The organism is Micromonospora sp. DT48 (genome assembly GCF_049844495.1).
Classification (GTDB): domain Bacteria; phylum Actinomycetota; class Actinomycetes; order Mycobacteriales; family Micromonosporaceae; genus Micromonospora.
In genome coordinates this window covers 329,883-342,894 of the sequence record NZ_JBNCLE010000008.1, presented here as the reverse complement: position 1 = coordinate 342,894, position 13,012 = coordinate 329,883, and the positions used below count along the sequence as shown (strand labels likewise).

Here is a 13,012-nt window from a genome sequence, read left to right as displayed (position 1 = left end):
TCGACATTCCCACTGTCTACTAGCGACTATCGGCGAGCTGTCCACCACGGACCGTACGCATCGCTGCGCCGACCGCGTCCCTGGCCCTGGATGCCGGGCAGGTCACCTCGCCGACGTCCGGCGGATGCCGGGCCCGCACGGACCACCCCACGCGGACCGGTCGGGACAGCCGCCCGCCTGGCACGCTCGCAGATCAGGCCCGCCGGGCGGAACCGGACCGGCACAGCCGGCACGCTGGCCGGTCAGGCACCGGCGGGACGGACGGGCGCACTGCGGTGGGATTCGCCGACGGGAATGCCCGGCGTGGTCGGGCTCGCTGTGCCAGGCTCAGGACATGGACGACAAGACCATCCTGAGCCGGATCTCGGATCTGGTCGACGAGGAGCACCGGCTGCGGGCACAGGCGCAAGCCCACGAGGCGGGCACCGACGACGAGGCCCGTACCCGCCTGCGTGAGCTGGAGGAGTCTCTCGACCAGTGCTGGGACCTGCTGCGCCGCCGCCGCGCCGCCCGACAGGCCCATGGCGACCCCGAGGCGCAGGGCGCCCGCCCGGTGTCCGAGGTCGAACGGTATCTCCAGTAGCTCCGGACGACGGGGGTCGGCGGTCACACCCAGGGCAGGAACCGCCGACGGGCTCCAGCTACCGTTGACCGGCAACCGGAGCCCGTCGGATCAGGCCAGACCCGCCTCGCGGCACAGCAGGTCGGTCAGCGCTGTCGGGTCGGCGCGGTCCGCCGACAGACCCCGGGCGACGAACCAGTGGGCGACGATCCGGACGTCGCGGGCCAGGAACTCCCGCCCCTGCGGGTTCACCACCACGTCGACCACCTGCGGCAGGTCGATCAACACCAGCCGCCCCTCGTGCACCAACAGGTTGTACGGCGACAGGTCGCCGTGCGCGTACCCGGCCCGAGCCAGCACGACCAGGGCGTCGATCAGCTGCTCCCACAGCCCGAGCAGCTCGGCCGACTCCGGGCGCAGCCCGGCCAGCCGGGGCGCGGCCCTGCCCTCGCCGGGGTCGCCGAGGAACTCCAGCATCAGCTCGGTGCCCCGCAGCTGCACAGGGTACGGCACGGTGATAGTGCCGTAGCGCTGACCGATCTCCCAGAGCCGGCTCAGCGCCGCGAACTCCGCCGCCGCCCACTGCCCGGCGATCATCTGCCGACCGAACGCGGTGCGGCCGGTCATCGCCCGCATCTCGCGGGAGCGGCGCACCCGGCGCCCTTCGAGGTACCCCGCGTCGCGGTGGAAGAGCCGGTGGCGGGGATCCCGGTAGCGTTTCGCCGCGAGCAGGCAGAACCGGTCGGTGTCCGGTACGCCCCGGCGCACCAGATGGACGTCGGCCTCCTTGCCGGTCTTGAGCACACCGAGTTCGACGTCCTTCGCGGCCAACTCGGTGACCAGCCACTCCGGGTGCGGCAATGGCCCGTGCACCGCCTCGTCCCAGGAGGACCAGCTCTCGTCGCTGCCCGGGTCAGGCTCGTCGGGTTCGGTGAAGGCGGCGGCCGGGCGGCCGCGCTTCAGGAAACGTGGTTCGTCGTCGTCGAAGCGGCGTCCGCCGCGAGTACGGCGCTCGGGCGCCGGAAAATCGTGGTCGCGCATGGCGCTGGTGATCCCTTGGTCGAGGTATGGGGAGACAGGACGTGACCTGCGAAGACGGCCATGACCGACCTCCTCTCTCGACCGGGCACCCGCCCGGGACGCACGATGCGCGGCCCATACTCGTCGGCGCCTTCGACCGGGTCAACCGAATTAGCGCCTAGGCACCCATGATCTCTGCGATGGCGGCGATCACCGTGTCCACGGTCGCCGTGGGCGCGAACCGGGCGTCGGTCCAGGGACGCCCCCGGTGCAACCAGATGCTGGGCAGGCCGACCGCCGTGGCCCCGCCGATGTCCGCCTCCGGGCCGTCCCCGACCACCCACGCACCACGCAACGGCATCCGGGCCCGCTGGGCGGCGAGGGCGAAGATGCGGGGGTTGGGCTTGCTGACCCCGGCCTCCTCGGAGATCACCCAGTCGGCGATGTAGCGATCGAGTCCGGTTCGGCGGATCTTGGCATCCTGCTGCCGGACCGCGCCGTTGCTCACCACCACCGGCATCCAGCCGGCGTCGTCGGCGATCCGCAGGGCGCACGCCACCAACGGGTCCAGCCGGGTGAACTCGACGACCCCGTCGTGCAACTCCTCCACGAGGTCGATGGAGGGGATCCGCAGCCGGTAGCGGTCGCGGATCGCGTCCGCCACGTCCCAGCGATCAGTCAATCCGTCAGCATCAATGGAGAGTAACCATTCGATGTCGCTCGGTGGCGCTCCGATGCCGTCGAGGAAGCGCTCTGCCCAGGTGCGGAACGGCCCGGCCCGATCGAGCAGGGTGTTGTCCAGATCCAGCAGGAGCAGCGGCACTCGGGCACCTTACGGGAATCGGGTACCTCGCCGACAGGGCGGAACGTTACGCGGTGATGTCGGACGGGAGGAGACGCCACACGGACGGGCGACCCGGCACCAAGCCGTACGTACGGTTTGCGTCAGCGGGCGGGACCTGACACGATCGACATGTGCCCAGAGTAAGCCCGGATCAGCTCGAGGCCCGCCGACAGGAGATTCTCGCCGCCGCGCGAGCCTGCTTCGCTCGGCACGGCTACGAGGGCGCGACCGTCCGTCGCCTGGAGGAGGCCACCGGGCTTTCCCGGGGAGCCATCTTCCACCACTTCCGGGACAAGGACTCCCTCTTCCTCGCCGTCGCCGAGGACGACGCGGCGACGATGGTGGAGACGGTCGCCCGCAACGGACTCGTCCAGGTGATGCGCGACCTGCTCGCCCGGGCGGTCTCGCCGGACACCACCGGGTGGCTGGGCAGCCAGTTGGAGGTGTCCCGGCGGCTGCGTACCGATCCGGCCTTCGCCGACCGCTGGGCGCAACGCTCGGCCGCCATCGCCGAGGCCACCCGGGACCGGCTGGCCCGGCAACGGGAGGCCGGCGTGCTCCGCGAGGACGTCCCCATCGACGTGCTGGCCCGATTCCTCGAACTCGCCTACGACGGGCTGGTCCTGCACCTGGCGATGGGCCGCCCGGCCGGCGACCTGGGCGCAGTGCTCGACCTGGTCGAGGAGGCGGTACGCCGACGCTGAGTCGGCAGGTAACGAGAAGGTAACTCAGCTACCCGGGCAGCCGGGTGCTGGCATCGCCGCTCCACAATGAGACCGCGTCCCCTCGCGTGACAGGAGCAGGCCATGATGGGTTTCGCGGTCGATTACGACACCTGGGGAATCCCCGGTCCCACCTTCATCAGGGCCTACCTGGTGGTCGTGGTGATCGCCGTCGCCATCGTGCTGGTCCGCCGCCGGTCGTTGTTGAGTGGCCGGGCCGCCCCGCCCGTCGACCAGTTGGGCCCGCAGCAGATCGCCTACCTCAACGGCGGTGACGACTTCGCCGTCTGGGCGTCGCTGGCCACCCTGCGCAGCCAGGGTGTGATCGGTGTCGACACGGAGCACCGGCTGAGCGCCGACGCACCGCTGCCGCTCGCGCCCACCCCACTCGACCGCGCCATCCACTACGCCGCGACGCAGCGCACCCGGGCCCGGGACGTGCGGCGCACCGAGTGGGTCCAACGTGCCCTCGTCGAGCTGCGCGACGGGCTCGACGAGCGCGGTCTCGCGGTCGGCCCGGACCGGCGCAGCGCCCTGCGTCAGGGTCCGCTGCTGCTGGTCGCCCTGCTGGCGGTCGGTGTCGCCCGGATCGTCGCCGGGCTCGCCAACGACCGCCCGGTCGGGTACCTGGTGCTCACCGTGCTGGCGCTCACCGTACTGACCATCGTGCTGCTGGTCCGGGCGCCCCGCCGTACCCGGGCAGCCGAAGCCGCGCTGCGCGCACTACGCCAACGCAACCGGCACCTCTCCCCCGCCGCGAACCCGTCGTACGCCACCTACGGAGCGGCGGGAGCGGCCATGGCCGTGGCCCTCTACGGCACCGCCTCGCTCTGGTCGCTCGACCCGGCCTTCGCCCAGCAGGCGGAGATCCAACGCCACATCGCGACCGGGGGCACCAGCTCCATCGCCTCGTGTGGCGGCGGCAGCACCGCGGGCTCCGGTGGCTCTGGTGACGGCGGGGGCTGCGGAGGCGGCGGCGGCTGCGGTGGCGGAGGCTGTGGCGGATGAACACCCCGCACGGTGTGGGCATCGGCTGGCGCCCGGAGATCTCCGGCTTCGTCGCCGAGCTACCCGGCCTGCGCTTCGTCGAGGTGATCGCCGAGTCGGTGCCGACCGCTGGTCCAGTGCCGGACGGCCTGGTCGAGCTACGCGACCGAGGTGTCACCGTGGTACCCCACGGCGTGCGGCTCTCCCTCGGCGGCGCGGAGCCGGTCGAGCCAGCCCGGGTCGCCCACCTGGCGGCGGTCGCGCAACTGCTGGCGGCACCCCTGGTCAGTGAACACATCGCCTTCGTCCGGGCGGGCGGCCTGGAAGCGGGTCACCTGCTGCCGCTGCCCCGCACCCACGAGGCCGTCGACGCGGTGTGCGCCAACATCGCCCGCGCCCAGGCGGGCCTGCCGGTGCCGATCGCGCTGGAACCGATCGCCGCCCTGTTCGACTGGCCGGACGACGAGCTCGACGAGGCGGCGTTTCTCAACGAGATCCTGGAACGCACCGGAGCGCTGCTGCTGCTCGACGTGGCCAACGTCTACGCCAACGCCCGCAACCGGGGCACCGACCCGGTCGCGCTGCTGGAGCGCCTGCCCCTGGAACGGGTGGCCTACCTACACGTCGCGGGTGGTGCCGAGCGCGGCGGTTTCTACCACGACACCCACACCGACCCGATCGGGCAGGAGGTGTTGGCGCTGCTCGCCGAGTTGTGCTCCCGGCACCGTCCACCGGCGGCGCTGTTGGAGCGTGACGGGCACTACCCGCCGGCGACCGAGCTACGTACCGAACTGGACGCCATCGCCACCGCCTGCGGTTTCCCGGTGGTGACGTGACCCCGGACGGACCGGCCGAGTCGACCGGATCGCTCGCGGCACGGCAGGCGGAACTGGTCGCGGCCCTGGTGGCCGGTGGTCCGCCGCCGCCCGGCTTCGCACCCGGCCCGCTGGCCGCCGCCCGCCTGGCGCTGCTACGCAAGCGCGCTGGCGAGGTGGCCCGGCACTGGCCGCTGCTCGCCGCCGGGCTCGGCCCCGCCTGGCCCACGGCGTTCACCGAGTGGGCGGCCGGACGACCCGGCGCTGGCGGGTTCCGGGACGGCTGGGACCTGGCCCGCGCGCTACACGCCCGCGCCGCCCTGCCGGCACTCGGCGCCGAGGAACTCGCCGTACGCGAAGCGGAGTTCCGCTACGACGGACACCGGGCCCCGCGCCGCCGCCGCTTCCCCGCCCTCGGACGGGCCGGCGGCGCGGTCGCCGTCCAGGTCGCCGGTCGGGTACGCCTGCTGCGCCCCGCCCGTCCCTGAACGGCGCGGTCCAGCGCACCGGGCTGTTTCCCGCCGGACGGGCTGGGGCAGGATCGTCGGCATGGATCTCGGACTGACCGATCGGGTCTACGTGCTCACCGGTGCCTCCCGTGGGCTTGGTTACGCCACCGCGCAGTGCCTGGTGGCCGATGGCGCCCGGGTGGTGCTGTCGGCCCGACACGCCGAGTCGGTGGAGTCCGCCGTGGCCGGCCTCGGCGGCCCCGACCGGGCCGTCGGCGTCACCGCCGACCTGGCCGACCCGGCGACACCCGACCAGCTGCTCGCCACCGCGCGGCGTCACTTCGGCCGCGTCGACGGGGCCCTGGTCTCCGTCGGTGGACCACCCGCCGGCAGCGCCGCGTCGGTCGACGACGAGCAGTGGCGGCGGTCCTTCGAAACCGTCTTCCTCGGCAGCGTCCGGATGGTACGTACCGTCGCCGCCGCGCTGCCCGACGGCGGTGCCATCGCGCTGGTGCTCTCCACCTCGGCGCGCGGGCCGGTGCCCGGACTGGGCATCTCCAACGGACTACGGCCAGGTCTGGCCGGCGTCGCCAAGGACGTCGCCGACGAGTACGGCCCGCGCGGTGTACGGGTGGTCGGGCTGCTGCCGGGACGGATCCTGACCGACCGCAACCGGGAACTCTTCGCCGCCACCGGTGACCCCGAGCGCGCCCGGGCCGAGGCGGAGGCGGGCGTCCCGCTGCGGCGCATCGGTGACCCCGCCGAGTTCGGTCGGGTCGCCGCCTTCGTGCTCTCCCCTGCGGCCAGCTACCTCACCGGCGTCACCATCCCGGTCGACGGTGGCGCGCTGCGCGGCCTGTGAGCAGCGCGAAGCCGCACCGGCCGAAGACTTTCCACGGCAGGTCGGGGCAGGCCACCCAGCCGGGCCATGTGTCGCCCCGACCGTACCCGCGCCCCAGCCGCGAGGATCTGGCCGCAGCGGCCGACAGGACCATCCCGGACGTCATCGCCACCGGGCTGGACGTCCTCTTCGTCGGCATCAACCCGGGACTCTGGTCGGCGGCGACCGGCTGGCACTTCGCCCGCCCCGGCAACCGGTTCTGGCCGGCGCTGCACCGAGGTGGGTTCACCCCACGCCTGCTGCACCCCAGCGAGCAGGACGAGCTACCCACGTTCGGGCTCGGCATCACCAACATGGTGGCCCGGGCCAGCGCCCGCGCCGACGAGTTGACCGCCGCCGAACTGGTCGACGGCGCGGGCCGGCTCACCGACAAGGTGGCCCGGTACCGGCCACGCTGGGTCGCGGTGGTCGGCGTCACCGCGTACCGGATCGGTTTCGCCCGGCCGAAGGCCCGGTTCGGGCCGCAGCCGGAGCGGCTGGCCGACGCCCGGCTGTGGGTGCTGCCGAACCCCAGCGGGCTGAACGCGCACTACACCCCGCAGACCCTCGGTGCCGCCTTCGCCGAACTCCGCGCGGCCGTCCCCGGGTGACCCCGCCGCTCAGACGTCCTCTCAGTTCGCGGCGGCGGGTGGCAGCGCCTCGTCGGCGATGTACTCCCGGGAGGGGATGACCACCGGCTCCGGGCCGGTGGCGTCGGCGTACGGAGTGGGCGAGTCGGCCACCGCGAACTGGGTGCGGTACAGCTCGGCGTAGAGACCGCCGACGGCGACCAGCTCGTCGTGTCGGCCCCGCTCCACGATCCGACCGTCGTCGAGGACCAGGATCTGGTCGGCGTCGCGGACGGTGGAGAGCCGGTGGGCGATCACCAGGGCGGTACGCCCGGTCAACGCCACCGCCAGTGCCCGTTGCACCGCCGCCTCGCTCTCCGAATCCAGGTGGGCGGTCGCCTCGTCGAGGATCACGATCGACGGCGCCTTGAGCAGCAGGCGGGCGATGGCGATGCGCTGCTTCTCGCCGCCGGAGAAGCGGTAGCCGCGCTCACCGACGGTGGTTTCGAGCCCGTCGGGCAGCGACCTGACCAGGTCGGCGACCTGCGCTCCGGCCAGGGCCGCCCACAGCTCGTCGTCGGTGGCGTCCGGCTTGGCGTACCGCAGGTTCTCCGCGATGGTCTCGTGGAACAGGTGCGAATCCTGGGTGACCACACCGATCTCGTCGCGCAGCGAGTCGAGCCGGGCGTCGCGGACGTCGACCCCACCGACCAGCACCTGCCCGTCGGTGACGTCGTAGATGCGGGAGATCAGCATGGACAGGGTGGACTTGCCGGCACCGGAGGGGCCGACCAACGCCACCATCTGCCCCGGCTCGACGTTGAACGAGACCCCCTTGAGCACCGGCTCGTTGACCGTACGATCCAGCGCGGCGACCTCCTCCAGCGACGCCAGCGAGATCTCCGCCGCGCTCGGGTAGCGGAACCGGACGTCGCGGAACTCGACGCTGCCCGCCCCCTCGGGGATCCGCACCGCGTCGGGCCGCTCCTTGATGCCCGGTTCCAGGTCGAGCACCTCGAAGACCCGGTCGAACGACACCAACGCGCTCATCACGTCCACCCGGACGTTGCTCAGCGCGGTCAGCGGGCCGTAGAGGCGGGTGAGCAGCAGCGCCAGGGTCACCACGGTGCCGGCGCTGACCTGGCCGCTGACCGCGAGCCAACCGCCGAGGCCGTAGGTGAGGGCCTGGGCCAGGGAGGCCACCAGCAGCATGGCCACGAAGAAGGTCCGCGAGTACATCGCGGAGGTGATGCCGATGTCGCGGACCCGTTCGGCCCGCGCGGCGAAGCGGGCCGCCTCGGCGTCGGGTCGGCCGAAGAGCTTCACCAGCAACGCGCCGGCGACCCCGAACCGCTCGGTCATCGTCGCGTTCATCTTGGCGTCGAGGTCGTACGACTCGCGGGTGATCTCGGCCAACCGCCGACCCACCCGGCGTGCCGGGATGATGAAGACCGGCAACAGCACCAGCGACAACGCCGTGATCTGCCAGGAGAGGGTGAGCATCACGGCGGCGGTGAGGACCAGTTGGATCACGTTGCTGACCACGCCGGACAACGTCGAGGTGAAGGCCCGCTGCGCGCCTATCACGTCGTTGTTGAGCCGACTGACCAGCGCACCCGTCTGGGTGCGGGTGAAGAACTGCAACGGCATCCGCTGCACGTGGTCGTAGACGCGGGTGCGCAGGTCGAGGATGATGCCTTCGCCGATGCGGGCCGAATACCACCGTTGGGCCAGCGACAGGAGGGCGTCGGCGACCGCGAGCGCGGCGATGAACAGGGCCAGCCGGACCACCGCCGCCCCGGCCTCGGGACCGCCCTGGGTGATCGTGTCGATCACGTCACCGGCCAGCAGCGGGGTGGCCACCCCGATCACCGCGGCGATGATCACGGTGAGCAGGAAGACCGCGATGTCGCGTCGGTAGGGGTGGGCGAAGGCCACGATCCGGCGGGCGACGCCGCGCTTGAGCCGGTGCGTGGCGATGTCGTCCTGACTACGCATCGACCGGAGCATGCTCCAACCGCCCACGCCGCCACCGGTCATCGGGTGGGACACGCTCACCTCCGAGTCAGGACGCCGTTCGCTGTCGGGTCAATTCTCCCGATGACTACGACAACCACGCGAGTAACCCGGATCTTCCCGAACGGTCCTTACTATTCTCCTCGACCGGCGAGATCCCGCAGCCGCCTGGTCTGTGCCTCCCGCTCGGCGCGCTGCTGCTCGGCGTGGGTACGACCGGCGGCTCCGGCGAGCAGTGCCTTGATCTCGACGACGGCGTCCCGGTGGTGGCCGAGCAGCCCGGCGGTCAGGTCACGCACCGCGCCGTCCAGCTCGGCGCGCGGCACCACCAGGGTGGCCAGGCCGATCCGGTCGGCCTCGGCCGCGCCCATCCGTCGCCCGGTGGCGCAGATCTCCAGGGCACGCGGGTAGCCGACCAGCTCGACCAGACGCTTGGTGCCGGCCAGGTCGGGGACCAGGCCCAGCGTCACCTCGGCCATGGAGAACGTCGCGTCCTCGGCCAACACCCGCAGGTCGCAGGCGAGCGCGAGTTGGAAGCCGGCACCGATGGCGTGCCCCTGGACAGCGGCGATCGAGATGACGTCCGGCCGGTGCAGCCAGGTGAACCCGCCCTGGTACTCGGCGATCCGGTCGGCGCACTCCTGCTCCGACAGGGTGGTCAGCTCGGCGAAAGAACCGGGGCCGGAGGCACCGGCCACCGACAGGTCGAGGCCGGCGGAGAAGGCTCGCCCCTCACCGCGCACCACGACCACGCGTACGTCGCCGGGCAGCTCCCGGGAGAAGTCGCTCATCGCGCGCCACATCGCCGGTGTCTGCGCGTTGAGCACGTCGGGCCGGCACAGGGTGACAGTGGCGACCGGCCCGTCGCATTCCAGCCGGACCCCGGTCGCCTCGGCGGTCACCGGGCGGCCCGGGTCACGGTGGTGGTGGCGGTGCTGATGGACGATGCTGACGGGCGGGTCACGCCTTCTTGCGACGCCGAGCGCCGCCGCGCTGCCGCAGCTGCACCCCGGACTCGGTGAGCACGCGGTGGATGAACCCGTACGATCGCCCGGTCGAGGCCGCGAGCGCCCGGATGCTCTCGCCCCCGGTGTACCGCTTGACGAGGTCCTTCGCGAGCGTCTGACGCTCGGCTCCGACGATCCGGCGACCCTTCTCAGTGCTGGTGGCTGTGCCAGTGGCTGCCATGCTGTGTCCTCACGTCCCAGACTGTGCGGTTCGGATACGGTCCCACCTATTAGACCGTCTCGAACGATCATGCGCCAGATATCAACTATTCGCCAACCGACACGCTATGCGATGTCAGCTTCCCGATAGGTGACGTGGCGCCGATCTCAGGCCAGCTCGACCAGTTCCAGCAGATCGTCGCTCCAGGCGTCCTCGTCGCCGTCCGGCAGCAGGATCGCCCGGTCCGGCTTGAGCGCCAGCACCGCACCCGGATCGTGCGTGACCAGCACGATCGCGCCCGGGTAGCGGGCGATGGCGTCGAGCACCTGCTCCCGGCTGACCGGGTCCAGGTTGTTGGTCGGCTCGTCCAGCAGCAGCACGTTGGCGCCGGAGCAGACCAGCGTGGCCAGGGCGAGCCGGGTCTTCTCCCCGCCGGAGAGGACACCGGCCGGTTTGTCGACGTCCTCGCCGGAGAAGAGGAAGGCGCCCAGGATCTTCCGCAGCTCGGTGTCGGTCTGCTCGATCGCGGCGGCCCGCATGTTCTCCAGCACGGTCCGCTCCACGTCCAGCGTCTCGTGCTCCTGAGCGTAGTAACCCAACCGCAGTCCGTGACCGGGGCGTACCTCGCCGGTGTCCGGCTCCAGCAGCCCGCCGAGCATCCGCAACAGGGTGGTCTTGCCGGCGCCGTTGAGCCCGAGGATGGCCACCCGGGAGCCCCGGTCCACCGCCACGTTCACGTCGGTGAAGATCTCCAACGAGCCGTACGACTTGGACAGGCCGGTCGCGGTCAGTGGGGTCTTGCCGCACGGCGCCGGAGCCGGGAACCGCACCTTGGCCACCTTGTCGGCGACCCGGACCTCATCCAGGCCGGACAGCAGCCGCTCGGCCCGGCGGGCCATGTTCTGCGCGGCGACCGTCTTGGTGGCCTTGGCCCGCATCTTGTCGGCCTGGGCCATCAGCGCGCCGGCCTTCTTCTCGGCGTTGGCCCGCTCCCGGCGGCGACGACGCTCGTCGGTCTCCCGCGCCGCCAGGTACGCCTTCCAGCCCAGGTTGTAGACGTCGACCACGCTGCGGGTGGCGTCCAGGAACCACACCTTGTTGACCACCGACTCCAGCAGGTCGCCGTCGTGGGAGATCACGATCAGCCCACCCTTGTGATTGGCGAGGAAGCCCCGCAACCAGGTGATCGAGTCGGCGTCGAGGTGGTTGGTGGGCTCGTCCAGCAGCAGGATCCCGCCGCCGTTCTCGCCCGCGTCGCGGAACAGGATCCGGGCCAGCTCGATACGGCGACGCTGACCGCCGGAGAGGGTGCCGATGGTCTGCGCCAGGGCCCGGTCGGGCAACCCCAGATTCGCGCAGATGCGGGCCGCCTCGGCCTCCGCCGCGTACCCGCCGAGCGCGGCGAACTGGTCCTCCAGCGCGCCGTACCGGCGCACCAGGCGCTCGTCGCCGCCCTCGGCCAGCTGGGCCTCCAGCTCTTTCATCCCGGCCATCAGCACGTCCAGGCCACGGGCGGAGAGCACCCGGTCCCGGCCGGTGACGTCCAGGTCGCCGGTACGCGGGTCCTGTGGCAGGTAGCCGACGGCGCTGCGCCGGTCGACCTGGCCGGCGTACGGCTGGCCCTCACCGGCGAGCACCTTCAACGTGGTGGTCTTGCCGGCACCGTTGCGCCCGACCAGGCCGATCCGGTCGCCGGGCTGGACCCGCAGCGTGGTGTCGGACAGCAGGATCCGGGATCCGGCACGCAGTTCCAGGCCGGTGGCAGTGATCATTTCGCGGTACTCGCTCTCGGGATCCGAAGGGCTGACTCAGGGCACACGAAAGCGCCGGCGAGTCGAGGTGACCCGTCGGCGCGGGGCGTTCAGCCTTCGCAGCGCAGCACGGCGTCGATTGTACCGGGCCCCGGCCGACACTCCACGCGGATTACCGACCAAGATCGTCGGGTACCGGATGGCGGACCGGACCCGGTTCCGGCCCATGAGCCACAGACTGATCGGGGTCACCATGGAGCTGAACGAGAACGCACGGATAGACACCAGCCAGGTGGAGGACCGGCGTGGTAGCGGCGGAGGCGGCGGGATGGGCATTCCCATCCCGATCGGCGGCGGGCGCGGCGGCATCGTCGGCATCGTCATCGCCGTGCTGGTGGCCCTCGTCGGTGGCGGTTTCGGCCTGAACGCCATGACCGGCGGCGAGGAGCAGGGCGACAACGCCGCGCTGGAGCAGCGCTGCTCCGCCGAGAACGCCCTAGAGCAGCTCGACTGCCGCAACACCCTCTACGTCAACTCGATCCAGGCGTACTGGCGCACCGCACTGCCGGAGTCCCTCGGCGAGCAGTACCGCCCGACCCGCACCGTCTTCTTCAGCCAGGCCGTCAACACCGCCTGCGGCCAGGCCGACTCCGGCGTCGGCCCGTTCTACTGCCCGGCCGACTCGCTGGTCTACATCGACCTCTCCTTCTACGAGGTGCTCGCCAGGCAGCTGGGCGCCGAGGGTGAGTTCGCCCAGCCGTACGTGCTGGCCCACGAGTACGGCCACCACGTGCAGAACCTGCTCGGCACCAACGAGCAGGTCCGCCGCCAGCAGCAGCGCGACCCGGGCAACGCCAACGAGCTGTCGGTACGGCTGGAGTTGCAGGCCGACTGCTACGCCGGAGCCTGGGCGAAGAACGCCACCGGCACGGCCGACGAGCGCGGGCAGAAGATCTTCACCAGCATCACCGAGCGGGACATCGCCGAGGCCATCGACACCGCCGAGGCCATCGGTGACGACGCCATCTCCAAGCGGGCCAACCGGCCGGTGAACCGGGACGAGTTCACCCACGGCTCGTCGGAGCAGCGTAAGCAGTGGTTCAACCGGGGATACGACAGCGGCGACCCGGCCTCCTGCGACACGTTCACCGGCGCGGTCTGAGGTGCAAGGAAGGGCCCCTTGTTAACGCCTGCGGTATAGAAGGGAACCCTTCTCACCGCTCGTGTTAA

At 71.8% G+C, this 13,012-nt stretch carries 14 protein-coding genes; 8 read left to right on the top strand and 6 right to left on the bottom strand.

All coding sequences use genetic code 11. The features are described from left to right. Nucleotides 1-334 precede the first annotated feature (334 nt). Nucleotides 335-583: a DUF2630 family protein gene (locus ACLQ2S_RS11650; RefSeq protein WP_155218407.1), complete on the top strand. Its 249-nt coding sequence runs from the start codon at nt 335-337 to the stop codon at nt 581-583. Between the two features lie 90 nt (nt 584-673). On the opposite strand, the gene ACLQ2S_RS11645 is transcribed toward ACLQ2S_RS11650, so the two are convergent. Together ACLQ2S_RS11645 and ACLQ2S_RS11640 are read right to left on the bottom strand one after the other, a co-directional pair. Next, nucleotides 674-1,603 carry a serine protein kinase RIO gene (locus tag ACLQ2S_RS11645; protein WP_155218409.1) on the bottom strand — a complete coding sequence of 310 codons (930 nt, stop codon included), beginning with the start codon at nt 1,601-1,603 and terminating at the stop codon, nt 674-676. Between the two features lie 157 nt (nt 1,604-1,760). Continuing rightward, entirely contained in the window at nt 1,761-2,405 is a 645-nt protein-coding gene (locus ACLQ2S_RS11640) for an HAD family hydrolase (RefSeq protein ID WP_309223325.1), read from the bottom strand. Between the two features lie 152 nt (nt 2,406-2,557). On the opposite strand from ACLQ2S_RS11640, the gene ACLQ2S_RS11635 reads away from it, so the two are divergent. The 6 genes from ACLQ2S_RS11635 to mug all read left to right on the top strand — a co-directional run bounded on the left by ACLQ2S_RS11635 (nt 2,558) and on the right by mug (nt 6,890). Next, nucleotides 2,558-3,130 carry a TetR/AcrR family transcriptional regulator gene (locus ACLQ2S_RS11635; RefSeq protein WP_309223326.1) on the top strand — a complete coding sequence of 191 codons (573 nt, stop codon included), beginning with the start codon at nt 2,558-2,560 and terminating at the stop codon, nt 3,128-3,130. A 102-nt stretch (nt 3,131-3,232) separates the two neighbouring features. Continuing rightward, nucleotides 3,233-4,156, top strand: coding sequence for a TIGR04222 domain-containing membrane protein (locus ACLQ2S_RS11630; protein ID WP_155218411.1), 924 nt, complete (start codon nt 3,233-3,235; stop codon nt 4,154-4,156). Next, nucleotides 4,153-4,971 carry a DUF692 domain-containing protein gene (locus ACLQ2S_RS11625; protein ID WP_425701660.1) on the top strand — a complete coding sequence of 273 codons (819 nt, stop codon included), beginning with the start codon at nt 4,153-4,155 and terminating at the stop codon, nt 4,969-4,971. Before ACLQ2S_RS11630 ends, ACLQ2S_RS11625 begins: the two co-directional genes overlap by 4 nt. Beyond that, on the top strand, nt 4,968-5,438 hold the full coding sequence (locus ACLQ2S_RS11620; protein ID WP_309223327.1) for a hypothetical protein: 471 nt from the start codon (nt 4,968-4,970) through the stop codon (nt 5,436-5,438). Before ACLQ2S_RS11625 ends, ACLQ2S_RS11620 begins: the two co-directional genes overlap by 4 nt. Before the next feature lie 61 nt (nt 5,439-5,499). Continuing rightward, a complete protein-coding gene (locus ACLQ2S_RS11615) occupies nt 5,500-6,261 on the top strand; it encodes an SDR family oxidoreductase (RefSeq protein WP_155218417.1) in 762 nt (253 codons plus the stop codon). Between the two features lie 68 nt (nt 6,262-6,329). Further along, on the top strand, nt 6,330-6,890 hold the full coding sequence (gene mug, locus ACLQ2S_RS11610) for a G/U mismatch-specific DNA glycosylase (RefSeq protein WP_309223328.1): 561 nt from the start codon (nt 6,330-6,332) through the stop codon (nt 6,888-6,890). A gap of 21 nt (nt 6,891-6,911) precedes the next feature. On the opposite strand, the gene ACLQ2S_RS11605 is transcribed toward mug, so the two are convergent. The 4 genes from ACLQ2S_RS11605 to ACLQ2S_RS11590 all read right to left on the bottom strand — a co-directional run bounded on the left by ACLQ2S_RS11605 (nt 6,912) and on the right by ACLQ2S_RS11590 (nt 11,803). Further along, nucleotides 6,912-8,888, bottom strand: coding sequence for an ABC transporter ATP-binding protein (locus ACLQ2S_RS11605; RefSeq protein ID WP_155218638.1), 1,977 nt, complete (start codon nt 8,886-8,888; stop codon nt 6,912-6,914). A 110-nt stretch (nt 8,889-8,998) separates the two neighbouring features. After that, nucleotides 8,999-9,766, bottom strand: a complete 768-nt coding sequence (locus ACLQ2S_RS11600) for an enoyl-CoA hydratase/isomerase family protein (protein WP_309223329.1) — start codon at nt 9,764-9,766, stop codon at nt 8,999-9,001. Between the two features lie 58 nt (nt 9,767-9,824). Beyond that, on the bottom strand, nt 9,825-10,052 hold the full coding sequence (locus ACLQ2S_RS11595) for a helix-turn-helix domain-containing protein (protein ID WP_007072022.1): 228 nt from the start codon (nt 10,050-10,052) through the stop codon (nt 9,825-9,827). Nucleotides 10,053-10,198: 146 nt separating this feature from the next. Further along, nucleotides 10,199-11,803 (bottom strand): ABC-F family ATP-binding cassette domain-containing protein, encoded by a 1,605-nt coding sequence (locus ACLQ2S_RS11590; protein WP_155218419.1) that lies wholly within the window; start codon nt 11,801-11,803, stop codon nt 10,199-10,201. 232 nt (nt 11,804-12,035) lie between these two features. Between ACLQ2S_RS11590 and ypfJ the strand changes: the two genes are divergently transcribed. Further along, a complete protein-coding gene (ypfJ, locus tag ACLQ2S_RS11585) occupies nt 12,036-12,944 on the top strand; it encodes a KPN_02809 family neutral zinc metallopeptidase (protein ID WP_155218642.1) in 909 nt (302 codons plus the stop codon). The last annotated feature ends 68 nt before the right edge of the window (nt 12,945-13,012 follow it).